Raw genomic sequence first — 23581 nt, forward strand, 5'->3', positions numbered from 1 at the left:
CGCTTGACTTGTTAGGCTTCACACGATGAATCAAGAACGAAGCCCTTGATTGAAAACTTTAGATATTTTTATATCTATTGGAATGCCTCTATTTTTGACTTATTTTCAATTTTGTTTATTATTCATTCAAATGAAAGAAATATATGTATCACATTGAGATTTGATATTGTTGAAATGGTAACTAAATAGATAATCTCACTTAAACTAAAGACAAAGGTCTTTCAAGGACTACAAAAAAAATATGTATATCTAACACAATAGATGCTATCCTTAAAGAGGAGAAATATAGAGTAAGGGAGTTTTCAAATTGTTAACTAACCACTTAGATTTTCGATTAGAAGCTAAAATTAAAGAAATATATGAGGAGCACAAAATTCGCTCTGCAAAAGTAGATTGGGGTTATTACGAGTTCTTACCATGGGATAAAGCTCAAGATTTCAGAAGATTACCATGGGATAAAAGCCAAGTCACTCTCCCTAGTAGTTTGATTACCGCTGTTGAAACAGCCTTACTTACTGAAGTGAATTTACCTTGGTTTACTTCTCACTTGGAACAAACATTTAAAGGTAGTTTATCTGTTATCACTGACTTTGTTCGTACTTGGACAGCAGAAGAAGATCAACATTCTAATCTTCTTGAAAATTATTTAATTATTACTCGAAACGTAGACCCTAAGCGATTACACGAACTTCACAAACAAACTGTTGAGGGTGGATGGTCACCTGATTTCCATACCCCATTTGAAACAATGGTATACACAACACTTCAAGAACTTGCGACTATGGTATTTTACAACAACGTAGCCAAAGTTGCTGGTCCGCACGATAAAGATTTATCTACTCTTTTAAGAAGATTGGCTAAAGATGAAATATTACACTATGCATTCTATCGAGACGTAGTAAAGTTCCATTTACAAATAGAACCAAATTATTGTTACTATTTAGGTTATGTTATAAGAAATTTCCAAATGCCAGGAACAGTAATGCCTGATTTTGAAGACAGAATGAGTATTATTGCAAAAGAGGCGAATTATGGTCCTCTTGAGTATTTTGACCAAGTATTAGATGTTATTGTTGAGTATTGGGAGTTGGAAAAATTAAGACCAATTGCTCCTGAAGCGGAGAAAGCTCGCGTAGATATTATTTCTTATCGTGACCGATTAAAAAAAGTACGAGACCGATTAGCTAGAAATAAAAAATAGTTTTAAAAAAGGACAAGCGTTTTGGATTGTCCTTTCGCTGTGAATGTTACTTAACCCCAACATATTTTCCAACGGGGCTTCATCTAGATGTTGTACCATTTGCTAAGTTTATAAATCAAAGGCATGGGTACTTTATAAAGTTTCCATGCCTTTGATTAATTATCGTAAACTTGTTTTATTGACAACCTTTTATTATGATCACTATGGACAACTAAGAATGTTCTTCTACAGTTTGCTTAGCTAATAATGTTTGTAACGTTACAAATTTATAGCCTTTTTTCTGTAGGTCATCAATAATTCTTGGTAGTGCCTCTACTGATCCGTCTAAAAGTCGACCATATTGGAAATTGTGTTGTAAGATAATCCCTCCAGGAGAAATATCGCGGTTAACTATCTCCAGAATATCATCTGCAGGTAGTCCACTCCAATCTAGAGTATCAACAGACCACAAAATGTTCCGCATTCCCATTTTATTTAAAATGACCTTATCGGCTTTGGTCATCGCACCATAAGGAGGTCTAAATAAATCCGGTTTTTTTCCAACAACCTTTTGCAATTCCTGTTGGGTTGATTGTATTTCTTCTTGTATCCTCGATGACCACTTTTTTCTTAGATCTGGATGATGCCATGTGTGGTTTCCAATGCCGTGACCTTCATTAACTATACGCTTCATTATCTCTGGGTAAGTGGTAATTTCCCGACCAACAACAAAAAACGTTGCCGGTACTCCTTTTTCTTTTAGGATATCAAGAATCATAGGGGTATAATGGTTTTCTGGGCCGTCATCAAAAGTTAAAGCAACAAGCATAGATGATGTATCCACTTTGTTCAATTCATTAGGCTGTATGTGAATATTAGTCGTAATAAATGTTCTTTTTACTTTTGGATCATATTTTACATTCATACCTAATTTTTTAACTACATCAATTAACGGAATAAATGGTTCCCCATTAAATTCAATCGTTTCCGTTGAAAGAGAACCTCTTTTCCATGTGCCCGTGACTCTGTCGAAGTCATCTGTAAAGTCTTTTTCTACTGGTAGTGCAAACATTCGTTCTTTTGATTGGAATACAACCGAACGATATTCCTCGTTCCAATCCACTAAAGTACCTGTATGCTTCAAAAAGATAGCTGGTACAAGTAAATGTCCCTCTCTCATAATAAACCTTGTATTTACTGCCTCACCATCAATAAAAATCGGCGCTTCCGAAAGCTGCGATTCTTGAGCATAAACATTTGTATATGTACAAGTGAAGAGAAGCAAGAGAAGCATGATACAAATATAAATTTGCTGTTGTATGGCACCTTTTTTCATGATTTCCATCTCCTTATTTCCGAGTTAAATCTTAGATGTAGAACAATATTAAAGTGTGTCAATTTGATAATAAATATAACTTTTTATTGTTTTTGTCGTAAACTAATCAAAATTAGGTACCAAAACTTTATTACAACCTAAATTACACTTCGGTAAGAATTCATAAAGCGTGTTAAAAGGAAGTTTTCAATATGCTATGGCATAATATCAAAAGAAAGGAAACAGGCTTTCTATCAGTCTTACTCGCGAAAAAAAACCTGAATCGTTTAAAACAAACCCAACGAAAAAAGAAATTGTGTATGCCTATTTCACTAAAATAGCATAAATTAGAAGCAATCATTTATGTTATTCTTGATCCAATTGAATTTGTGAAGAACAGCCTAAATATTTTTGATATTACTCAATATATAATGATAGAAAGTTTGTAGTAAGTAGTTTGTTTTGACCTAATTCGAAAAGCTTTAGGAAACGCCTTAAATGGCAAACAAAAAAAGGAGTACATAGAATTGGTCGATCATCTTTCCCAATACAAATTATCTTTTAATACTAGATTAATTTACTCGTATTTGTTAGAAATTAAGCATTGCATTGTTGGAAGCAACAAGATTTGACCATTAAATGCCCAAGTTGCCATAGTATGAAAAATAGAAGGACAAATGGTTAGTTTAGATGAGAATGAATTTGTTGTTATGGTTAATGATTATTTAACGGAAGAAGAAAAACAACATTTTATAAGACCTGAAAAAATAGAAGGTTATCGAATCATGTTCGAAGAAAATACTCGCTTTTTCGATGAAAACAACAATGAACTACGATTAGAAGAAGCCTATCCATCGTTTCATACAAAGATATGGGTTAAGGGGGAGTTTTGATTCTCATGTTACTGAAATAAAGGAAGAAGTTGACGAAGACCTACTTCAAAATCTTCCCACTTATCTTACAGTAAAAGTAAAAATTTGTACGAATCTCAATGTCATTCATAACATTGAGAAACAAAACTATTCGTCAAATAAGACCTGGAATACAATTATTCCAGGTCTTTCGATAATAATTGGAAGAATGGTAGTGATGATTTATTGAAATATCCCTATTATGTATTTCCTTTGGCTGGAATCGGATGTGCTTTAAGAATTCTAGCAAAGTATGCTAAATTGTAGGTCATCATCTTTGTATTTTTTTGTGTGAATTCGTTATCTTTCCCGCCTTCCATATAAGAAGGTCCGGGACCGGCTTCACCAACCCAATAAGCATCAACGTTGGGAGGGATCGTAAACCCGATATGCTGGAGACCATACAATAGCGATTTTGCTGAATCTTTGGCTCCATCTTCGTTGCCTGTAACGACAGCACCTGCAACCTTATTATAATAAATTGCTTGGCCCTTTTCATTTTTCTCCCCACTTGAAGCATATAATCGCTCCATTACGAGCGTGGATATACTGCTTTTTTCACCGATCCAGATCGGTGTTCCTATAATAAGAATATCAGAAGAAAGAACTTTGTTCATGATTTTTGGCCATTCATCACCATCGCCCATATCAGGTTTCATACCAGGAGTAATTTGGTAATCAGCTATGCGGATCTCCTCAGTTCCAATATTCTCTTTTTCTAGCCATTCTACTGCTTTTTGCAAAAGAGCGCTTGTGTGAGACGGTTCTTCACTTGGTTTTAATGAACAATTTAATAATAGAGCTCTCATACTAGTTATCATCCTTTCAAAGGTTCGATATAAGTTAAGGCAAAATGATTGTGTTGATCACTCCAAGCTTTTTGAAAGCCAAGGCCAGCTTTATTTAATGTTTGTTGGAAATCTTCAAGGTCAAACTTATATGAATTCTCTGTATGAATGGTTTCTCCACGATCAAATGAAAAGATTTCTTCATCGATTGATACCTCTTGGGCCGTCTTACTAACGAGGTGCATTTCGATTCGGCTTTTTTCATTGTTGAAAAAAGCATGATGAGCGAAATTTTCCACTTGGAAGTTGGCATTGAGCTCACGATTGATTCGATCTAAAAGGTTTTTATTAAATGCGGCAGTAATGCCTGCTGAATCGTTATAAGCTGCTTCTAATAATGTTGGTGATTTCTTTAAGTCAATGCCAATGATTAATCCATCATCGGGGTTTAAATTTTGAGCCAATTGCTGCAAAAACTCGTTTCTGTCGTTTTCGTCAAAGTTTCCGATTGTTGATCCAAGGAATAAAACCACTTTCTTTTCTTCAGTGCCTTGACATAAAAACGATAATGCCTGTGTGTAATCGGCGCGGATTGCATTTACATCCAATAGAGGGTAGGCGTCTAATAATTTTTCAACTGTGCACTGTAAAGCTTCTTGTGAAATGTCAATCGGAATATAACGGTTTCCTTCTTTTAAAGATTCTAAAATAAGTTGAATTTTTTCTTCGCTGCCGCAGCCTAACTCAATTAAGGGTGTGTTATGACCAATAAAAGCACAAATGTCAGCGTGAAAAGTTGTAAGGATCTCTTTTTCAGCGCGAGTTAAGTAATATTCAGGCAATGTGGTGATTTGATTAAAAAGCCTGCTTCCATTTTCATCGTAAAACAGCTTCGGATGTAATTGCTTTTGATTTTGTCTCAAGCCCGTCAAGACCTCTTCTTTTAAAGAGAAGAGGGACGGATTCATGTCCGTAATGGCATGGACTGTTTGCGTCATATTACTTTTCCTCCTTGGCTAAACGAATTCCGCTGAACTGCCACCTTTTATCGGGGTGGAAGAAATTACGGTAGTTTAATCGAATATGGTTACGAGGTGTTGCACTCGATCCACCGCGTAATACCATTTGGTTACTCATAAATTTCGCATTGTATTCTCCTAATGCACCTTCTAGTCTGGCACTTTGCGGATAAGGTGTATAAGGACTACATGTCCATTCCCAGACTGTGCCAAAGATTGTTTTAGCATATTCATAACTCTCATTTAAAAGAAGATTTTCTAGAAATTTCCCTTCAACTGGTTCATTTCGAAAAGCATGTTCCCACTCTTGTTCGGTCGGAAGGCGATATCCAGCCCACCTTGCATAGGCATCGGCTTCATAAAAGCTAATATGAGTTATAGGTTGATTCTTTTCAACTGGTTTCAATCCAGAGAGTGTAAATTGATACCAGGTACCGTCGATGTATTCCCAATAAAGTGGCGCTTGCCAGTTTTTTTCATTAACAGTTGCCCAGCCGTCAGAAAGCCAGTAATCTGGTGTCTTATATCCTTCTTTTTCGATAAATTCTATATATTCACCATTTGTTACTGGCCTGTTAGCGATTGCATACGGGTACAGGTAGTGCTTATGCGCCGGTTGCTCATTATCAAAAGAAAAATCCTTATTATTGGTTCCAATCGTAGTGAGGCCCTCTTGGAAATAAGTCCATTTTAATGAGGGTAATGACGAATGTTCAGGTAGATGCTCAATGTCTTTTTTATAGACTGGCTTTAAAGGATTGATTGAAAAATTAAATTTAAGATCAGTAATTAAAAGCTCTTGATGCTGCTGCTCATGGTGAATTCCTAATTGAATCAAAGAAAGGAACTTTTCATCTAGCTCATCACTTTGAGTTAAAAGGGTAATAATTTCTGTGTCGACTGCACGCCGGTAATCTAACACTTCTTTTACAGTCGGACGGGAAATAAGCCCTCTTTTTGATCTCGGGAAAGGCTTACTTAATGTTTCATAATAGGAATTAAACAGGTTACGTGCATCTTTTAAAAAATGGTTATGACCAGGTTTATAATCCATTAATATAAAGTCCTCAAAAAACCAAGTTGTGTGGGCTAGATGCCACTTGGGTGGACTCACATCTGCCATCGCCTGAATTCCGAAGTCCTCGATTTCTAATGGTTCAACGATTTTTAGTGTTAAGTTCCTCGTATACTGGTATTGTTCTAACAATCCCTTTCTACTTTTTGTTAGGCTACTAATAATAATCACTCCTCTTTTGTGCTATTGCCGAAATCTCGCATTTTAAAACCATCCAAAAATAAAAGCAAAAATAAAAGTGTAAGCTAGCTTTATACTTTGTATGAAACTTGGGTATCAAAAAATCCCTTTCTCTGGATTTGAAGTAGGTTGTATATATGAGAAACAAGTATTAATTAAAGGAGTATATGACTTACGAAAGTACATATGAACAAAATATGTAATCCGCTTATAGAAAATTTACGAAGAATATAGTTGGGAGGTTATGCTGATTTTATTATGATCGATATAAAGTAAAACGTAAAAGAGGAGCTAACGTCAATTCCTTTGAAAAAAGTGAATTTCTTTGATTAGCAATTAAACATACATAATGAAAAGTAGCAAATATAAAAGTTGTAAAAGAGGAAAGAAGATAGATTGGCAATACGCAGAGAAAGGCTAAAGGCAAGTATACTTTTCTCCTTCCTCATATCAAAGCCATTCTGTATAAAAAAACAATAAATGAACTTGAAACTTCAATAAATTACCGTTTACCTGATGTTAATGAATGATAAAATTTCTCATTAGTTTTATGACCTGATGAGAAGTTTTTCTTTGCTGTAGTGATTAAATGAAACTGACCTTTTGTTTCTTGGTTATCATTAAGATTATTTCTGATAGTGAATCCAATGTATGACTCCATAACGATATAGGCACCATATTAGAGCGACAAAAAAATCTTTCTCTGTAGGTCTCCTAACAAACTGTAGGTGTTTTATTTCGGTGAACAGTAAACAAGAGAGTTTAGTTTTATCTATTATGACTTTTATTGGTCTATTGTTATTACCTTTTGTGATTGTGAAACGACCTTTAAAAGTCTAGATTATTATTTATCTTGTATGTTGCATTGGTAATGCTTTCGCTGATCGTTTTCTGGTGTTTAAAGGTTATTTGAAATACAAAATCAGGCCGCTATCCAAAAAATTGGGCATTCATTTACCATTTGATCTGTACTGTATCCCTTATTTTTTCTTTACTTCAATCAATGGCCATTAAATTTTTGCTGTGCGACTAATTATCTCCTTGATCAGAATAACCAATAACAGGGAAACTTCTATAACGTAATTAGATGAACAACATTCTTCTTAACCGGAAAATAATCTGAAGTAAGAAATCTGGCATTCAAATTCTTATAAACAATTCAACAAAAGGGTACACTATTATTATTATTTTAAGAGGGAGGATGTTAAACTTGAGTGATTTATCGATATTTGCCTTAGGTGGATTAAATGAAATTGGTAAAAATATGTATGTAATTGAATATGCAAATGAAATTTTAATTATTGACTGTGGTAATAAATTTCCGGATGAAAATTTATTAGGGATTGACCTGATTATTCCTGATGTAACTTATTTAGTAGAAAATAAAGATAAAGTTCGGGCTTTAATTGTTACACATGGACATGAAGATCATATAGGTGGGATTCCATTCTTCTTAAAAAAATTAAATGTACCCGTTTATGCTACCCGTTTCACACTTGGGTTAATTGAATTAAAATTAAAAGAACATAAACTTTTGAGGGAGACCAAACTAGTTGAAATTAATTCAAACTCTAACTTGAGATTTGACGAAATAAGTGTCGACTTTTTTAAAGTAACCCATAGTATTCCTGATTGCTTGGGGATTGTCTTTCACACACCGGAAGGTAATATTGTACATACTGGCGATTTTAAATTTGATTTAACTCCGGCAAATAATGAACATTCGGATATTCATAAAATGGCAGATATCGGCAAAGAAGGTGTATTACTTCTATTGTCTGAGAGTACCAACGCAGAACGTCCGGGTTCAACCCCAACAGAACAAATAGTAGGTGAACATGTTGAAGAGGCTTTCATGAAGGCAGAACGAAAAGTCATTCTTTCGACCTTCGCTTCCAATATTAGTCGCGTTCAGCAAGTTGTCGATGCAGCAAGAAAAACAAATCGAAAGCTTGCCTTGCTTGGAAGAAGTATGGTGAATGTTGTAGATGTTGCCATGAAACGTGGGTATTTAACGGTTCCTGAAGGGATGTTAATTGATCAACAAGAAATCAATGACATGGCTCCTGAGAAAGTCGCTATTTTATGCACAGGTAGTCAAGGAGAACCAATGGCTGCACTTGCACGGTTGTCGGCTGGAAACTTCCGGGGAGTGGACATTTTAGCTGGCGATACGGTTATCTTTGCAGCTGGTCCAATACCAGGGAATGAACGGAATGTAACTCGAATTGTAGACAATTTATTTACACTTGGAGCTCATGTGATTTATGGTTCAGGAAGTACATCAGGGATGCACGTTTCCGGTCATGGCTATCAAGAGGATTTGAAACTGATGCTTACATTAATGAAACCGAAGTATTTTATTCCAATTCATGGTGAATATAGAATGCTACACCACCACCAATTGTTGGCTGAATCTGTTGGAGTAGAGCAAGGGAACACATTTATCTTAAACAATGGAGATGGAGTCGATATTAAGGATGCCACAGCCCGTCAAACTCGCAAAATACCTACAGGGAATACTTACGTGGATGGAGTAGGTGTCGGTGATGTTGGGGAAATGGTGTTACGTGACCGTAAACAACTTTCAGAGGATGGCATGATCGTGATCGTTCTAACGATGAGTAAAACGGATAAAAAAATGATTTCTGGTCCTGACACCATCACTCGTGGATTTGTGTATCAAGATTATGAAGACCTCAAAAAAGAGGTCAATCGTCTCATTACAAAAACAGTTACCGATCTTCATGAAGAGAATAGAAATCAATGGAAAATCATAAAACAACATATTAAAAAAACAGTTGGACAATATTTATATACACACACGAAGAAAAAGCCAATGATTGTTCCTATTATTATTGAGATTTAATAAAGGATCTGATGGAAAGGCGTAGCAAAGACCGCTTTCGTTTAGGAAGCGGTCTTTGCTTATATTAAATATTATTATTCCTGCTCTTTCACTATTGTTGGCTCATTGGACTCTCGTAAAGGTATCTCTTTCAGAAATAATGTGACAATAAAGGCAAGTGCTACCGTCATCGAAGCAAAGAAAAAGACTCCTGTTAGCGATGCATTTAAAGCATTTTGTAAGACTAACAATAGCTGCTCAAACATGGGCTGCATTTGTTCGGGTAACTGAGATTGAATCGCTTCAATGGCATGGGGATCCATTAGTAAGCTTGGATTTTGTAAGTCACTCGCTCCTTCTAAAGAGCCATTTACTAACTCAGGAGGCAACTTAGCTCTCTCTAATTCAGCGGACATTCTACTATTTAAGGTAGCACCTAGAATAGCCACCCCGACGGTACCGCCCATCTGTCTAGAAAGTTGCGAGGTTGCAGTCGCTACTCCTAAATATTTGTGTTCGACCGCATTTTGAACAGTTAACGTAAAGATGGGCATCGTTAATCCAAGTCCAATCCCGCAAATAACTAGGTTGAAAACCATTGTTAGTAGAGAGCTTTCGGGTGTAAGCAATGAATTTAAAAAGAGTCCTAGAGACAACGTTGCAAAGCCAACTAACCCCATTAGCTTGTATTTTCCTGTTTTCGTAATTAATTGTCCGGCAACCGCACTAATCATCACCATCGAGGTCGTCATCGCCATTTCTGTTAATCCTGAAAGTGTTGCTGATCTACCTAAGACGCCTTGAATATAAAAGGGAACATACATAATGACACCAAACATCCCAGCTCCTGAAAGAAAGGAGGCAATGTTTGAAACAGAGACAATACTGTTTTTAAACAATCCAAGTGGAACAACAGGACTTTCAACTCGATTTTCTATGATGATAAACAAAATAAGGGATCCAAAAAAGATAGCAAATAAGCCAATTACTTGAAAGGATCCCCATGAATAATCATTGCCAGCTAGGCTGAAACCAAGCAGTAACGATAAAATCGTAATCGATAATACAAAGGAACCTAAGAAATCAATTTTTTCTTTCTCTCTTCTCTCAGCCTGCGGGTAAAGCTTATAAATCATGAAAAACGCAAAAAATCCTATAGGGAGGAAGATCCAAAATACCCATGACCAATCCATATTATCAACAATAAATCCACCTAATGTTGGCCCAAATAAACTTGAGAGACCAAATACAGCCCCCATTAACCCTTGCCACCGTCCACGCTCACGAGGAGAAAAGAGATCCCCGATCGTTGTGAATGCCGACGACATAATCATACCGCCACCGAACCCTTGAATTCCACGGAAGATAATCAGTTGAATAATCGTTTGTGAAAAGCCACTTAGCAATCCACCAACCATGAATACAGCGATTCCAATTAAAATAAAGACTTTCCGACCATAAATATCCGATAGTTTTCCAACTAAAATTGACGTAATACTAGCGGTAAGCATATAAACCGTGAATACCCAGCTATAGTAGTCCATCCCACCAATGCTTGCGATAATTTTCGGGAGGGAGGTCCCAACAATTGTCATATTTAACGCGGAAAATAAGAGGGCAGACATGACTGCTATCATAATTGTGATCTTAGTCTTTTTATCTAAATGCTCCAAATCAACACCTCCTTGTTCCCTCTTTCGTCATTGTTTTTTTTGTAATGCCATTGCAATCTTATTTAATGATTGAATCGTTTCCTGGATTTCTCCTTTTGGAAAATCACCTAATAATTCTGTAAAGCGATTTTTAAATTCTTCCTTTTTCTTATTGACAAATTCTTTTCCTTTTTCAGTTAAGGTGATATAAACAACTCTGCGATCTTTTTCAGCTCTATGACGCTGAATAAATTCTAGCTGCTCAAGCTTATCAGCTATTGAGGTTGCTGCTCCAGGAGTAATGCCGAAAAACTGCGAAATATCAGTTGTTTTCATCTTTTCACTTCTATTAATCTTAAATAATAAGAACATCTGACCTTTTGGTAGAACACTATCCTCTTTTGACTGCATTATTGCGATCGTTTGTTCATGTACCTTTTTTAAGGAGAAAAACAATTCTTCATATAAATCCATATAAGCCTCCTATGTAAAATAACTTTAATAACTATACTATTTATTAATTGAATATAATATACAGTGAAGTTTATGTCAATATGAGGCCATGAGTCAAACGCTATTTCAATCGTTTCACTGTTGAAACTATGAAAAGTAAAATAGACAAAATAAACCATTTTGGGTGTTGTCCATCATGATAAATATTCATAAGTTTTCCGTTTTTATATCATAGACCAAACTTCATTCTGTCTTCGTGGTATAGGGGGAGCCGTTTCTTGTTGGTAAAGAAGCACTCTTTCGTCGTAGGATCATGCCAAAGAGTAGGTGGCCTCTTCATTTGTAATACGTTCTTCAATGCTACTAATTTTTGTCCAAAGGTATCCGGATAAAGGCTACTTGTGAGGGTAAATATCCTTTTCGAGTAATGGGGAAGAAAGTATTAGCAAAATAATTAATTTCCAAATTTTATACATTTGATTACCCTGATCAACCCTGGGAGTATTATGTTAGTAAAACAGGACAGGTGAAAGGATGGATGCAGAGGTGAATTTAAATAACCAAGCAGGAGTTAATGAGCTAGCGTTAGGTAATAGTAATGAAAAAGGAGGAATGAATCATGAAGATGGATAAAAACAAATTAAGTAATGAACGTTCAAAAAAGGATCAAAAGGATTTATTTGGATTAGATCCTGATGAAAGTTTAATATCGGTAAACTTTGCAACGACAGAAAACCACTATTTGAATGAACAGGGTCAACTTGATAGCCCAGATCAACAATAGTCAATTAGGAGAGAATTCATAATCGAATTCTCTTTTTCAATCTTTATTCTGATTGTAGGAGCTAAGGATTGAAACTCACTATAGTGCCTCTTTAGGCCCGCACAATAAAACGCTAAGAGAGGATAGATTTACGCATTTTCTGTCTAATGTCAAAGTCATAATGGTGCTTTATTGTTCATTCTTTGGTTTTTCAAATAAGTTCAAATATTCGTTTATGTAAGTTTCAACGGTCTGCTTCATTAAATGAGGAAAAAGGCTTTTTTCACGACGATATCCTCTGATCACAATTAAATATAAACATAAGCCTTCACTTTGGCCTTGGTCGTACACGTAAATTCCCTTCTTAGACAGTTGCTTTTTAACTTTTCCTAAATCAATTCCTACTTTCATGATTGTCCTTTCAACTAAAGATAGGTAAGGTGTGGTGAATTTTAATTCAGCTGTTTTTAACTTTTCCATATCACGTTCAAACACTTTTCTAACTAAAGGTAAATATATAAAATTTGTTATTAATTCTTCATCAGCTTTATTTAACATCAATTACTCGCCCCCTCTTATTATTATACGGGAATGTATGTTCTCGTTTCAATGAAAGGCAAAGAAAAATGATCAACTTTCTTCGAGGTTTCTTGATTTTGACCGAAATATAACTAATTAAATTCGGAGAGTAAGCGATCTATTGGACGGCAATCACCATTAAAAAAATAGTTGTTGAAGTTTGGCAACGAGTTCGTGAAATCTTTGAGGTGGGCATCAAGCTACAAATACTATATTCCAACAGAAGGAGATTTTTAGAAACAAGAAACTGAATAATTGGGATCGACTAATAACAATATATGTATGAAAACCTGCTATAGAGAAATGCTATCTATAGGGGTGATTTTTATGAACAATAAAAAGAAAAAAACATTCGACATGCCAACTCAAGCAAATACCGGTGGAGAAATTGGGGTTCGCACAGAATTAGATCCTTATCATCCTTCGAATACAATCGATCGATATCCGGGTGATTCGGTCGATGAGCACAAAGAACTAGAAAAAGCCAATGAATACTTTGCTGATGAAGAGATTAAGCAAATCAATGAAAACACTTAGTCACTTATGAGATCACTACTCACTTTTTTATGGGGGTATTGAAAAAGGCAACAATCGACCTTTAAAAGATTTTTTGAGGCTACTGAAAGGGAAAACTGACCTTTTCAGTAGCCTCTGTTTGTTATGGATTAATGTTCAATCAAACTAGAAAGATTGACTTCTTTTTCATCCTGTGGATCATCGATTGGAAAGATTCTCGCTGTCTCATCTTTATCACTTACCATCTGGATGTATACAGGAATATCGTTATAAGTAACATTTGCCATAACAGGTGACTCTGAAATTTCTATTGCTCGTTGTTTAATCATTTTTTCCCTCCGAATCCTTTTTTCAATTCTTACTATTTGTATAAACGTATATTATTATTCAGCAAGCATTCATATCATTTAAAGTTAAAATTTAGAATCTATAAAAACTAAAGGTATATAGTGTATAATTTAAGTATATCGATACAATTTCATTGAAATTGTTATTGTTTTAGCTCATGATTGTATAAGTTATATGGTTAGTGTGATAAAGAATCTGTCTAAGGAAGGTATTTTATGTCAGAAGAAAACATTACGAGAATGAATATAGGCGATAAAGAAATTATTTTAATTGGTACAGCACACGTATCGAAGAAAAGTGCAGAACAAGTAAAAGAAGTGATTGAGGCGGAAAGACCCGACTCCGTTTGTATTGAATTGGACGAGCAAAGGTATCAATCTATTACGGATAGCAATAAATGGAAGGATATGGATATTTTTAAGGTGATAAAAGAGAAAAAGGCAACTCTTCTTTTAATGAATCTTCTTATCTCTTCTTTTCAAAAGCGAATGGCAAAGCAATTTGATATTAAGCCAGGACAAGAAATGATTCAAGGAATTGAATCGGCAAAGGAGATAAACGCAGATTTGGTTCTAGCCGATAGAAATATTCAAATTACTTTTACGCGGATTTGGCATGGTATCGGACTGAGCGGAAGAGCTAAGCTTCTAATGCAAATTATATATAGTGTTTTTAATAAAGAGGACATTACTGAAGAAGAACTGGAAAAAATGAAATCTCAAGATATGCTACATTCGATGCTTGATGAATTAACAGAGTCTTTTCCAAAGTTAAAAGTACCTTTAATTGATGAGCGAGACCAATATTTAGCTCAAAAAATAAAGGACGCTCCAGGAAAAAAGGTTCTAGCTGTCTTAGGAGCTGCTCATGTTCCTGGTATTAAAGAAGAAATTAAAAAAGAACACAACTTAGAAGTTCTAAATGAACGTCCAAAAAAATCAAAAACACCTATGATTATTGGATGGGCTATTCCATTCATTATTCTTGGAATTATTGGTTACTCTTTTTTAGCAAATCCTGAAGTCGGAGTTAATTTATCAGTGAGTTGGATTATTTGGAATTCGCTTTTTTCAGCAATTGGTGCTACTATTGCTTTTGGTCATCCTCTAACGATCTTAACTGCCTTAATCATTGCTCCATTTACTTCTTTATATCCACTTTTAGCGGCTGGTTGGTTTGCTGGAATTGTTGAAGCGTATTTTCGGAGACCGAAAGTAGGCGATTTCGAGAACCTGTCAGAAGATGTTTTCACGCTAAAGGGATTTTGGAGTAATAAGGTAACTCGTATTTTATTAATTGTTGTGTTAACTAATCTAGGAAGTACAATAGGTACAGTCATTGGCGGAGCTGATGTGGTCCGTCAATTTATTCAGAGCATGTTTGGAGCATAATTAAGTTTACTGGGTGTTATCTATTAATAAGTTAGTTTTCCTTACTAGCAAAAAGTTTGCCTAGATGTTCACGCACAAAAAACAAGGTGAGATGAATTATTCTCTTACCTTGTTTTTTGGCTATTAACGTTATAGATCTTGTTGATCAACATTAAATTCAATTAAGTGACCATCAGGGTCAGTGCAAAATATTTGCGCAAACCCGCTTTTACTATGGGGTTTTTCTAATACATCTATGTTGTTTTTCTTCAACCATTGCAAAGTTTCTTCGTAATTCTCCACTCTTAAAGCAAAATGTCCTTCTCTGCTGCTTAATTTTTTATCATTGCGAATTGTTTGTGCTGATGGAAGAACGATTAGATGAATCTGTTGTTGCCCTATTTCATACCAAGCACCAAGAAAGTCAAAATCAGGACGTGTGATTTCTCTAAATCCTAAGATTTCACTATAAAATATTTTTGATCGTTGTAGGTTAGTAACGGTAAGACTTACGTGATGAAGCTCTTTATATCTAATCAAATAATCAACTCCTGAAAAAGGATATAATAAACTCATTATAACATGAAAGCATTTGTACATTCTTATTTATAAGAATGAAGATGTAATAGAGGAAGTAAAAGAAAGAAGGGAGTATGCAATGAGATTGAGCATATTAGATCAAGCACCCATTTCATCGAGTCAAACAGCTCATGATGCATTTAATGACTCATTGAAGTTAGCTCAAGCTGGAGAAAAACAACCACAAGTAATAGTGACTGTTTCTATCCTATGTGCAGAAACAACAGAAAAAGTAGAAAAACTTTTTAAAAAAGCAGCTTGAAGATGAGCAAAGAAAAGACGATGATGTCGAGGAAAAAGACAGCAAAAAATTAATTAGGAAACTGAGAAGTAAAACCATTATAGGTAGTCAGTCAAAAGTCGGAGCAGAATTACAATATCTTTATGAGTACTATCAAGCAGATGAGATTATGGTAATTACCAACACCAATCACTTTGAAAATAGGTTGAAGTCCTATGAATTGCTAGCAAGTTTTTTATAGTCAGTTTCTATCTGGTTATACTAAGGAATAAACTATAGGAGTGATAATCATGCCTTCATGGGACGGAAAAATTATTTCAGGTGAATTCGATAATGAAGTAAATGAATTTATCGTCCAACAAGTGAAAAAATTAACGACTAAATCAACACTCAATAAAAAACAAGTTGACAAGCTATATCGGTATTTAAAGAGTCATGAACACGATATGGGCGGACAAATTATTACCCTTTATGATCAGATGTTACTTTCTTTGACGCAAGAAGAACTACATTCATTAATTCATGATTTGGAAGAAATCCAATATATGTATCATTAATTAAACTTGGACGCTCCACTAACGGAACAATTGTTCTGGAATTGTATTTTAATCGTAATTGGTAATGTTATTAAATATCGCTTCTCAGGGGTGGAGGCATTTCATCGCTGAGAGGACCGTATTCAAATCACTTATGCTTTTGTAACACAACTCATCGTGATTATTACGTAACAAGCCAAAAAATAAACCACCCTTACTCTAGAGTATAACGGGTTCGGTTGAGAGGGAGAAAAAACGAAATAACATAGCTTTTGGAGGTGCGATTAGCATAATAATTCGCACCTCTTTTTTTCGTTGTTATATCAACGTTTCTAAGCAAAAATACTATTTTAACATCTGCTTTAGCACCCCTTTTAGCATACGAAACCACAATCGTACAATAATTTTTGTAGACTTGTTAAAAGATGTATTAAAACAGGTGCTGATTGTGTTGTTATTTTGTGTACGAAAACCTAATAAATATCCGCACATATAAACATTATTCAAGGCATATTGGAAACTTGTGTTAAAATAAACTAAGAGTTTGTGAAGTATTGTACTTAAACTAACGAGCAGTTGAGTGCAAGAACGATTACATATAATGCAATTTACTGGATACTTTAAAAAGAAAGGAAAATCTTTAAAAAAGGGGATGATAAAGCTATGACAATAAAAATGCAAAGATTAGTTAATGTTGCTATTATCTTACTAACATGGTCGACACTACCCTTTTTAGAGATACGAAATATAAAAAGGTTTCTTCCAGCTTCATTTCTTATTTTCCTTATAGAATTTATCACTACACTAATTGGGAAAAAACGTAAATGGTGGGTTTTTTATAATAAACCGAAAGCAGTCTTTTTCGGGGAGTTTCCTTATCTTATTGGACCGTTTTTTGTAGGTTCCCTGTGGATATTAAAATGGACATATGGAAACTTTAAACAGTTTATACTACTCAACGCAATAGTAAATGCTTTCTTTGCTTCTCCAGTTGCAAGATTTGCAAAAAAAATAAAACATTATAAATTAGTTCGGTTAAATGAATTTCAGTTTTTCCTCTATTATTTTCCTAAGGCATTTTTAATGTATTGGTTTCAATACCTTATTGAAAATAAAAAAAATAACTAAATTGTTATCGGAAAACCTTATTCAACGGGTGCATTACCGCAACAAGGGTAATGCTTTTTTCTTTAAGTAAAGGCGCAGGATTGTTGAAGAAGGATTTGAAAGTAAATACAGATACATCCTCAGTATTAGGCGTAGTATAGGAAATTACGGGCAAGAGATAATAAATGAAAAGGAGGCTAAACATAATGTCACAAGAGGAAAACAATATACATGGAAAAACCCCAGGCGTACTAAAGGATGATATGGATAGAGAACCAATAGGAGATCGTTTAAATAGCGATAACGCATTTAGCGACAAAGGCTTAAACAATGCACGTTTAACTCGCGAAGCTGTGAAGAAAGGAAAGCAATAAAATAAAGATACGATCAGTTTTTATTTGGCTGGCTTTTTTGTCCTTGAACCCCCGCTAGATGGCGGCTTTTCTTGTTAAGCTAACGGGTAGCGAGAAATCCAGAGTTATTCCTTTCTTTATAGAGGGAGCTTTAGTTGAATACGAAGTAGTAAAAAAAGTCGGTTCCTTCATCTCAGGAAATCGACTTTTTTATCGTTTTAATAAAACATAGCGCTTAATATATTAACTATATTTTTATCTTCTTTGGTTATATTACTATTATGAGGTGATAAAGGTGGATAAGAAGAAAAAGCATACTGAAGAAAGTATCAATGTTAAATTGGGTGGAATGGGTCTCTATGGGACAACTTCCAATACTGGAATCGCTGGCTATAAGGCTTCTGGTGACATTGAAAATGCAGGAAGATTAGATAAAGGCTTTCAAAAAACTGAAGAGGAAGATCTTGCTCCAACAGCTTCAATTAGAGAAGGAGACCAAAAGGATTATTAATCAAAAGGTTTTTCTAAGGAGCATTTAGCTCCTTTTTTTGAAATTATGCAACCCCAAAATAATCTTGTTGTATAGTTCTTGTCTTACAACAGAAAATAGCAAAGTTAGAAAGGAGAGATAGTATGCTCAAAAATGAAAAAGCTCCAGATCCTGTAGAACAGTCCTTCATGTCAACAGGCTCTACTGTAGATGAAATTGAAAAGGATGCGAGGAAGTCAAAGCTTGCGAGTAAACCTAAAGTTAGTGAGACCATCCTTGGAGATGACGGAATAACTGGTCGAATTAGATAGTTATTTTGCTAATCAGCCACTATAGACTACTTTTATTCAGGAAATGAAGAAAATGAAAAAAAGATAATTTTTCAGAGAGAGCCAAAGTGACAAAAGATAATCATTATTCTGAACACCTAATAGTAAGAGTGAGAATGGAACTAGTGACTCTCCAAATGATAATGTTGGTAAAAATAAATATAAACGAACCGTTAGACTAGCAGCCAAGAATTCTTGGCTATTTTTTATTCCTTATTGACTATCTTTTTAGGCTAAAAGTCTAGATACTCTTGCACTCTGGTTAACAGAGAACCAAATTCATTATTGTATGTAAATTTAGTTATTATGTCTCCTTAGAGTCGTCTAGCCTACATTTCATGGGTTTAAATACGCCTTAATGCTTCTAAAGATTGAATTGTCGTGCATTTTGAGGTCATGCGACTATCAACTAACAGTAAACTTGTTTGATAAAATCTACTAATAAAAATTAAAGGGTTGGTTCGTAGTGATTACTATTAATGAGAATGGGTATATATTTTAAAGTAAATTAAAAGATTGTGAAGAAATGTACTTAAACTATTGGGAGTGTTAGTTGAAGAAGCCTATGCTTCCAGACCAAAAAGGATCAGATTATAGTCTGATCCTTTTATTTTGCTATTTGTTATGCGATTTGCTTACCAAAACCTATGTTAATTTTGATGCTATTTAGCTTGTGAAATTATATTTTCTCCCTCTTAACCGAACCCGTTACTCTAGAGTAGTTGGGTGGTTTATTTTTTGGCTTGTCGCCCCATTGACTAAGCGTTTTTTTTTCAGAATGAATGCACAGTCGTTTTTTTATTATATAAGGTGCTAGTTTAGCCTAATTTCTAATTATAATATATACTAGATACATGATATAAAAAATCGATAAAATCAAGCCTTCCGATTTCGCGACTTTATATTTAGTTCTAGAAAAGGCAAACAAGAAAACAGTCAAAACCAAAAGAACAATAACATCAAAGAATAATTTATCATTTACGGGAAGAGGAGAGATGATAGAAGATATACCTAAAACAAATAAAACATTAAAAATACAACTCCCTACTATATTACCTAATGCAATTTCACTTTGCTGTTTCATTGCTGCAGTTACAGAAGTGATGAGTTCTGGTAAAGATGAACCAATGGCAACTATGGTCAAACCCACTAATGTTTCACTCATTCCAAAACGATAAGCGATATCTGTACTGCTTTCAACCACTAAATACCCTCCGAAAACAATCGCACTTAAACCAGCAATCGTAATAAGAGTATTTTTACCCCATGTACCAGTTTCTTCTGTATTAACAGAGATTTCATTAGTCTGTTCGCGACTATTTCGGGCAGCTTCAATAACATAGTATAAAAAGATCGAAAAAAACAGTAAGAAAATGATCCCGTCACTTCTAGTGATCATATTTGCGTTGGAGATATTAAGGACTCTATCGCTCATTAAAACAAATAATCCAACAGTGGCTAGAAAAGCAAAAGGAATTTCTTTTTTTATTGTCGGTCGTTCTACAGATAAAGGAAAAATAAAGGCTGTAACCCCAACTACTAACGAGATATTCAATATATTACTTCCAACTATATTTCCAATTGTAACGTCTGCATTGCCTTCTAATGCAGCAATAATACTAACAGTTGCTTCAGGTGCACCAGTCCCAAATGCCACTATGGTTAGACCTACAATTAATGGAGGAACACGAAAGAGGGCGGCTATGTTAGAGGAGCCATCAATAAAATAATCAGCTCCTTTGATCAATAGTGCAAATCCTACTAATAATAATATGTATACCATTATTTCACCAGCTTTCTTATCGTTTCTTTTTATCTTTTACAAAAAGGACCGATCTAATGAAAGGTTTTCAAAATTATTGATACTAATCAGTTTTAAGAGTAAGATAGCATTTTTTAATTAAGAGGATGGAAATAGCAAATGCTGCTGTTTGCTAGCATATTTAAGAGAAAAGGGGGGTCTTGTGGAATATCCTTCTAATCCTGATCAGTTTAACATATGATCGATACTTATTTGTTAGGTATCCATACAAAATTACAAAACTTTTAATAAATCGATATTTTAATGAAATGTTGAAAATTCGACTTTTTTTCGGTCGTTGTCGCTGTTGAAAGGTCGAATCTAAAAGTTTTTTGGTGTTTTATGCGCTTCCCCAGGAAATGTGGCAATATTCTATATTGACTGAATTTACAGTTTCAACTAAAAACAGATGGTAACAAAAAGTATACGGCAGCTACTATGACAAATATAGCTAACACATTTAAGCGCCATCCAGTTTTAAGCATATCCTTAGATGAAAGGTATTTCACTCCGAATACTACTGCATTTGGTGGCGTGGAGATCGGTAGCATAAAGGCACAAGTAGAGGATAAGGCGACAATGGCCATTAACCCAAATGGTTCAACACCAATTACTGTTGCTAATCCAATTGAGATCGGGATAAACATATTGGAGATAGCTGTATTAGACATGATTTCTGTCATGAAAAGAACGGCTGTTGCAAAGATGATTAATATCAATGAATAAGGATAATTCGAGAGACTGCTGAAATACCCCCCAATCCAATTCGTTAAATTAGATTCTGCAAATGCTGTAGCAATGGATAACCCTCCACCAAATAGCAATAAGATACTCCAAGGAATTTTCTTTAGATCCATCCAAGTTAATAAAGCATGCTTATTTGAAGAGGGGATGAAGAATAAACTTAATGCTCCAATTAAAGCGATGCTTGAATCTGTTAGATGGAGGGGGATAAATTCACTAAAGATCCATAAACTTGCTGTCAAAAGGAAAACTAGAAAAATTAATTTTTCTTCTTTTGTAAGAATACCGAGTTTTAATAATTGTTTATGGACAAATGAAACAGGTATTTTAGCGTTGTGATGTATAGGAAATTGATAATTAATCAAAACAAATAACAGGATTAACATGACAACGGTTACTGGAAATGCGAAAAAAAACCAAGTTGCAAACGATATTTCTTGATGGAGAATCGAGCTCATTACACCAGCAAATACAGCATTAGGTACTGATCCAATTAACGTAGCTAAACCACCAATAGATGCCGAATACGCGACAATAAGTAATAATGCTTTTGAGAATGATTGAAATGATTGTTGATCAAAAAGGTTTTGTTCTTTCACTTCCGTTATTAAAGCTAAAGCCACAGGTAACATCATTAGTGCAGTAGCAGCATTGGATATCCACATAGATAGAAAGGCGGTACCTAAAGAAATCCCTAGCAAAATTCGTTTACTAGTCGTCCCAATTACTAATAAAATTAACATAGCAATTCGTTTGTGCAAATTCCATTTTTCTATTGCCAAAGCAATGGTAAATCCGCCTAAAAACATCAAGACAAGAGGATTCATATAAGCACTTGAAGTAGTTTCATAACTCGTACCACCAGTAACTGGAAGAAGGATTAAAGGTAGGAGAGAGGTAAGTGCCATTGGAATTGGTTCTGTAATCCACCAAATCGCAATAAATACAGTCACAGCCAAAACAGCTCTTGCTTCATTTGATAAGTTTGTAATGGTTGGTATGAAATATAAAATGAAAGCTAAAGTAGGCCCAAGGTAAAGACCAAACCACTGTCTAATAGAATAATTATTTATGAAAATCACCTGCAATCATCAACAATTTAGACAAGCTATATAATATATACGTAGCTAGATCAAGGTTCATGATTGATACTGTTAGAACAATTTCATTTTTCATCTCAAAATATTGAGTATACTTAGTTTTTGATACCTGTTTTCTTGTTTATTTTTTGGTTCCGATAATATATGTTATGTAAACTAGCTAAAAACTCCGCCGGAACAATAACCATTCCCCCAACTTCCGATAATAAACATTATCAGGAAGTTCTTCCTCGCAAGTTCCTGATAATATGTTGGGCTGTTCCGATAACTTCATGGACCGTCCAAATAACTTCTAGGTTCGGGAGATAATTTCGTGGGTCGTCCTTATAATTCAATTCTTTGGAGGTCGTTACCTATGCACATTCAGCAAGCCATTGATGATTTTTTGCTATACCTTGAAGTTGAGCAAAATTACTCAGCCAATACGGTTCGTAGCTACGATTATGACTTAACGGTGTTTGTACAATTTTTAGAACGTCATAAGCGTTCCATGGAACTTGATTCATTAAATCCTTCCTTAATTCGTCGGTATGTGCAGGATCAAATGATGAACCATAATACAAAACCTCGCACGATGCAGCGACGGATCTCAACACTCAAGTCATTCAGTAAGTTTTGTGCCAAAGAGAATGTCATTCAGGGTGATTTCATGGTTGGAATTAAAGCCCCAAAAAGTGATTCAAAACTCCCAACATATATGAACATGGATGAGTTAAAAAAACTCTTTGCTTATTTAGAACATGATGAATCTGGTCTTGCAAGACGCAATGAGACCATGATTAAACTGCTTGCAACGACTGGTATGAGAAGACAAGAATTAGTCGATTTGACCTGGGAACAAATTGATTTTTATAATGAAACAATTCGTATTTATGGGAAGGGAAAAAAGGAGCGCCTTCTCCCCCTTCACTCAATTATCATCCCTTTATTAAAGGCACATAAAGAATCGTTAAAAGAGTATCAAACACATCCAAAGGAGCCGATTTTCTATAATAAAAACGGACAAAGATTAAACCCGCGTGGTTTACACAAGATCTTTAAAGAAACGTTGAAAAAAGCTGGACTCCCTCCCACACGTTTTTCTTTGCACCATCTTCGTCATACGTTTTCGACGTTGTTGCTGCAGGGGAATAAAGCAAGCGAATCTGTTATAGATGATGTTACAAATGACGGATATAAAGTTGACCTTAAGACTTTGCAGGAACTTTTAGGCCACGAATCTTTGGCAACTACTCAGGTTTATACGCATATTGATTTTGATTCGAAAAAGAAAGCAATTGATTCGTTTCGATTTTAATCATTCG

Annotated in this window: 23 protein-coding genes and 1 pseudogene; 13 read left to right on the top strand and 11 right to left on the bottom strand. The window is 34.8% G+C overall.

Going from position 1 to position 23581, the window contains the following annotated elements; translation table 11 throughout:
• Positions 1-307 precede the first annotated feature (307 nt).
• Positions 308-1201, top strand: a complete 894-nt coding sequence (locus LDX58_RS08540) for an acyl-ACP desaturase (protein ID WP_227936392.1) — start codon at positions 308-310, stop codon at positions 1199-1201.
• A gap of 211 nt (positions 1202-1412) precedes the next feature.
• Here the strand turns inward: LDX58_RS08540 and LDX58_RS08545 are convergent, their stop codons facing one another.
• A complete protein-coding gene (locus tag LDX58_RS08545) occupies positions 1413-2516 on the bottom strand; it encodes a polysaccharide deacetylase family protein (RefSeq protein ID WP_227936393.1) in 1104 nt (367 codons plus the stop codon).
• A 656-nt stretch (positions 2517-3172) separates the two neighbouring features.
• Between LDX58_RS08545 and LDX58_RS08550 the strand changes: the two genes are divergently transcribed.
• Entirely contained in the window at positions 3173-3388 is a 216-nt protein-coding gene (locus tag LDX58_RS08550) for a hypothetical protein (RefSeq protein WP_227936394.1), read from the top strand.
• 218 nt (positions 3389-3606) lie between these two features.
• Here LDX58_RS08550 and LDX58_RS08555 read toward each other — a convergent pair whose 3' ends face one another.
• The 3 genes from LDX58_RS08555 to egtB are packed head-to-tail and all read right to left on the bottom strand — an operon-like array spanning position 3607 to position 6459.
• Positions 3607-4215: a flavodoxin family protein gene (locus tag LDX58_RS08555; protein WP_227936395.1), complete on the bottom strand. Its 609-nt coding sequence runs from the start codon at positions 4213-4215 to the stop codon at positions 3607-3609.
• Between the two features lie 8 nt (positions 4216-4223).
• Positions 4224-5192, bottom strand: coding sequence for an L-histidine N(alpha)-methyltransferase (gene egtD, locus LDX58_RS08560; protein WP_227936396.1), 969 nt, complete (start codon positions 5190-5192; stop codon positions 4224-4226).
• Between the two features lies 1 nt (position 5193).
• Positions 5194-6459 (bottom strand): ergothioneine biosynthesis protein EgtB, encoded by a 1266-nt coding sequence (gene egtB / locus LDX58_RS08565; protein ID WP_227936397.1) that lies wholly within the window; start codon positions 6457-6459, stop codon positions 5194-5196.
• A gap of 1219 nt (positions 6460-7678) precedes the next feature.
• Between egtB and LDX58_RS08570 the strand changes: the two genes are divergently transcribed.
• A complete protein-coding gene (locus tag LDX58_RS08570) occupies positions 7679-9337 on the top strand; it encodes a ribonuclease J (RefSeq protein ID WP_372459129.1) in 1659 nt (552 codons plus the stop codon).
• Positions 9338-9411: 74 nt separating this feature from the next.
• Here LDX58_RS08570 and LDX58_RS08575 read toward each other — a convergent pair whose 3' ends face one another.
• Together LDX58_RS08575 and LDX58_RS08580 are read right to left on the bottom strand one after the other, a co-directional pair.
• Complete coding sequence (locus LDX58_RS08575) at positions 9412-10989, bottom strand: MDR family MFS transporter (RefSeq protein WP_227936399.1); 1578 nt, start codon at positions 10987-10989, stop codon at positions 9412-9414.
• A 27-nt stretch (positions 10990-11016) separates the two neighbouring features.
• Entirely contained in the window at positions 11017-11442 is a 426-nt protein-coding gene (locus tag LDX58_RS08580; RefSeq protein ID WP_227936400.1) for a MarR family winged helix-turn-helix transcriptional regulator, read from the bottom strand.
• 598 nt (positions 11443-12040) lie between these two features.
• Between LDX58_RS08580 and LDX58_RS08585 the strand changes: the two genes are divergently transcribed.
• Entirely contained in the window at positions 12041-12205 is a 165-nt protein-coding gene (locus tag LDX58_RS08585; RefSeq protein ID WP_227936401.1) for a hypothetical protein, read from the top strand.
• Between the two features lie 168 nt (positions 12206-12373).
• On the opposite strand, the gene LDX58_RS08590 is transcribed toward LDX58_RS08585, so the two are convergent.
• Positions 12374-12742, bottom strand: a complete 369-nt coding sequence (locus LDX58_RS08590) for a YhjD family protein (protein WP_227936402.1) — start codon at positions 12740-12742, stop codon at positions 12374-12376.
• Positions 12743-13090: 348 nt separating this feature from the next.
• On the opposite strand from LDX58_RS08590, the gene LDX58_RS08595 reads away from it, so the two are divergent.
• Positions 13091-13300 (top strand): hypothetical protein, encoded by a 210-nt coding sequence (locus tag LDX58_RS08595; RefSeq protein ID WP_227936403.1) that lies wholly within the window; start codon positions 13091-13093, stop codon positions 13298-13300.
• A gap of 128 nt (positions 13301-13428) precedes the next feature.
• Here the strand turns inward: LDX58_RS08595 and LDX58_RS08600 are convergent, their stop codons facing one another.
• On the bottom strand, positions 13429-13608 hold the full coding sequence (locus LDX58_RS08600; protein ID WP_227936404.1) for an H-type small acid-soluble spore protein: 180 nt from the start codon (positions 13606-13608) through the stop codon (positions 13429-13431).
• A 234-nt stretch (positions 13609-13842) separates the two neighbouring features.
• Here LDX58_RS08600 and LDX58_RS08605 point away from each other — a divergent pair, with 234 nt between their 5' ends.
• A complete protein-coding gene (locus tag LDX58_RS08605; protein ID WP_227936405.1) occupies positions 13843-15018 on the top strand; it encodes a TraB/GumN family protein in 1176 nt (391 codons plus the stop codon).
• Positions 15019-15147: 129 nt separating this feature from the next.
• Here LDX58_RS08605 and LDX58_RS08610 read toward each other — a convergent pair whose 3' ends face one another.
• Positions 15148-15537, bottom strand: a complete 390-nt coding sequence (locus LDX58_RS08610; protein ID WP_227936406.1) for a VOC family protein — start codon at positions 15535-15537, stop codon at positions 15148-15150.
• A gap of 118 nt (positions 15538-15655) precedes the next feature.
• On the opposite strand from LDX58_RS08610, the pseudogene LDX58_RS26675 reads away from it, so the two are divergent.
• The 6 genes and pseudogenes from LDX58_RS26675 to LDX58_RS08640 form a co-directional block, all read left to right on the top strand.
• Positions 15656-15751: pseudogene (locus LDX58_RS26675) on the top strand (LLM class flavin-dependent oxidoreductase); the annotation flags it as partial.
• A 356-nt stretch (positions 15752-16107) separates the two neighbouring features.
• Complete coding sequence (locus tag LDX58_RS08620; protein ID WP_227936408.1) at positions 16108-16374, top strand: hypothetical protein; 267 nt, start codon at positions 16108-16110, stop codon at positions 16372-16374.
• Between the two features lie 642 nt (positions 16375-17016).
• Positions 17017-17481, top strand: coding sequence for a hypothetical protein (locus LDX58_RS08625; protein ID WP_227936409.1), 465 nt, complete (start codon positions 17017-17019; stop codon positions 17479-17481).
• Between the two features lie 185 nt (positions 17482-17666).
• Positions 17667-17834 (top strand): hypothetical protein, encoded by a 168-nt coding sequence (locus LDX58_RS08630; RefSeq protein WP_227936410.1) that lies wholly within the window; start codon positions 17667-17669, stop codon positions 17832-17834.
• 274 nt (positions 17835-18108) lie between these two features.
• On the top strand, positions 18109-18324 hold the full coding sequence (locus LDX58_RS08635) for a hypothetical protein (protein WP_227936411.1): 216 nt from the start codon (positions 18109-18111) through the stop codon (positions 18322-18324).
• 122 nt (positions 18325-18446) lie between these two features.
• Complete coding sequence (locus LDX58_RS08640) at positions 18447-18614, top strand: hypothetical protein (protein WP_227936412.1); 168 nt, start codon at positions 18447-18449, stop codon at positions 18612-18614.
• 841 nt (positions 18615-19455) lie between these two features.
• Here the strand turns inward: LDX58_RS08640 and LDX58_RS08645 are convergent.
• Together LDX58_RS08645 and LDX58_RS08650 are read right to left on the bottom strand one after the other, a co-directional pair.
• Positions 19456-20415, bottom strand: a complete 960-nt coding sequence (locus tag LDX58_RS08645; RefSeq protein WP_227936413.1) for a calcium/sodium antiporter — start codon at positions 20413-20415, stop codon at positions 19456-19458.
• A 413-nt stretch (positions 20416-20828) separates the two neighbouring features.
• Positions 20829-22250, bottom strand: a complete 1422-nt coding sequence (locus LDX58_RS08650; protein WP_372459134.1) for an SLC13 family permease — start codon at positions 22248-22250, stop codon at positions 20829-20831.
• A 382-nt stretch (positions 22251-22632) separates the two neighbouring features.
• Between LDX58_RS08650 and LDX58_RS08655 the strand changes: the two genes are divergently transcribed.
• The gene (locus LDX58_RS08655) at positions 22633-23574 is read left to right on the top strand and encodes a tyrosine-type recombinase/integrase (RefSeq protein ID WP_227936414.1); all 942 of its coding nucleotides are present in this window, start codon (positions 22633-22635) and stop codon (positions 23572-23574) included.
• The last annotated feature ends 7 nt before the right edge of the window (positions 23575-23581 follow it).

This window comes from Alkalihalobacillus deserti (genome assembly GCF_020734105.1).
GTDB lineage: Bacteria > Bacillota > Bacilli > Bacillales > Bacillaceae_D > Halalkalibacter > Halalkalibacter deserti.

Excerpts from the sequence above, each read along its gene's own strand:
- LDX58_RS08545 (WP_227936393.1), bottom strand. The coding sequence starts at position 2,516 with ATGAAAAAAGGTGCCATACAACAGCAAATTTATATTTGTATCATGCTT.
- LDX58_RS08550 (WP_227936394.1), top strand. The coding sequence starts at position 3,173 with ATGGTTAGTTTAGATGAGAATGAATTTGTTGTTATGGTTAATGATTAT.
- LDX58_RS08555 (WP_227936395.1), bottom strand. The coding sequence starts at position 4,215 with ATGAGAGCTCTATTATTAAATTGTTCATTAAAACCAAGTGAAGAACCG.
- egtD (WP_227936396.1), bottom strand. The coding sequence starts at position 5,192 with ATGACGCAAACAGTCCATGCCATTACGGACATGAATCCGTCCCTCTTC.
- LDX58_RS08580 (WP_227936400.1), bottom strand. The coding sequence starts at position 11,442 with ATGGATTTATATGAAGAATTGTTTTTCTCCTTAAAAAAGGTACATGAA.
- LDX58_RS08585 (WP_227936401.1), top strand. The coding sequence starts at position 12,041 with ATGAAGATGGATAAAAACAAATTAAGTAATGAACGTTCAAAAAAGGAT.
- LDX58_RS08590 (WP_227936402.1), bottom strand. The coding sequence starts at position 12,742 with ATGTTAAATAAAGCTGATGAAGAATTAATAACAAATTTTATATATTTA.
- LDX58_RS08595 (WP_227936403.1), top strand. The coding sequence starts at position 13,091 with ATGAACAATAAAAAGAAAAAAACATTCGACATGCCAACTCAAGCAAAT.
- LDX58_RS08600 (WP_227936404.1), bottom strand. The coding sequence starts at position 13,608 with ATGATTAAACAACGAGCAATAGAAATTTCAGAGTCACCTGTTATGGCA.
- LDX58_RS08605 (WP_227936405.1), top strand. The coding sequence starts at position 13,843 with ATGTCAGAAGAAAACATTACGAGAATGAATATAGGCGATAAAGAAATT.
- LDX58_RS08620 (WP_227936408.1), top strand. The coding sequence starts at position 16,108 with ATGCCTTCATGGGACGGAAAAATTATTTCAGGTGAATTCGATAATGAA.
- LDX58_RS08625 (WP_227936409.1), top strand. The coding sequence starts at position 17,017 with ATGACAATAAAAATGCAAAGATTAGTTAATGTTGCTATTATCTTACTA.
- LDX58_RS08630 (WP_227936410.1), top strand. The coding sequence starts at position 17,667 with ATGTCACAAGAGGAAAACAATATACATGGAAAAACCCCAGGCGTACTA.
- LDX58_RS08640 (WP_227936412.1), top strand. The coding sequence starts at position 18,447 with ATGCTCAAAAATGAAAAAGCTCCAGATCCTGTAGAACAGTCCTTCATG.
- LDX58_RS08645 (WP_227936413.1), bottom strand. The coding sequence starts at position 20,415 with ATGGTATACATATTATTATTAGTAGGATTTGCACTATTGATCAAAGGA.
- LDX58_RS08655 (WP_227936414.1), top strand. The coding sequence starts at position 22,633 with ATGCACATTCAGCAAGCCATTGATGATTTTTTGCTATACCTTGAAGTT.